General features: G+C 62.3%; 1 pseudogene. It reads left to right on the forward strand.

The features are described 5' to 3' along the window. Positions 1–671: pseudogene (locus QQJ86_RS16240) on the forward strand (hypothetical protein); the annotation flags it as partial.

Here is a 671-nt window from a genome sequence, read left to right on the forward strand (position 1 = left end):
TTGTTCGGCTACAACACCAGCAACCAGCTGATCAGCCTGTCGATCCAGGAAATCCCACCCGGCCAAACGAGCGCCGTGACCCGCCAGGCGGTGAGCTACGGCTACGACAGCCAGGGTCGCTTGAGCACCGTCACGACCACGCTGGCCTCGGACACGGATAGCAGCAGCACCGCCAGCTACACCACGACCTACGCGTACCAGGGCACCACGGATCTGGTCAGCAGCGTCACCCAAAGCGACAGCACCACCGTCAGCTACGCCTATACGCAAGATGCGCAAGGCACGTATCAGGTCACCGGCATCACCACCGGCAGCGGCGCTGTAGCGCAAGCGCTCACGCTGAGCTACGGCACCAACAGCACCACCGTCACCGACGACCTTGGCAATACCACCACCTATCAGACCAACGCGCAGGGCCAGCTCACGAGCGTAATCGCGCCCGCGGTCAATGGATCATCGCCCACCACCACGTATACCTACGACGCCAACGGCAACCTCTTAACCCGCACCGACCCGAACGGTGCCATCACCAGCTATAGCTACGATGCCAACGGCAATTTGCTGAGCGTCGAAGACGGCGCCGGTAATACGGTCAGCTACACCTATAACGCCGCCGACCAGGTCACCAGCAAAACCACCTACACCGTCGCCGCGCAAGGCCAAGTGGGGCA

The organism is Dyella acidisoli (assembly GCF_030160295.1).
GTDB lineage: Bacteria > Pseudomonadota > Gammaproteobacteria > Xanthomonadales > Rhodanobacteraceae > Dyella_B > Dyella_B acidisoli.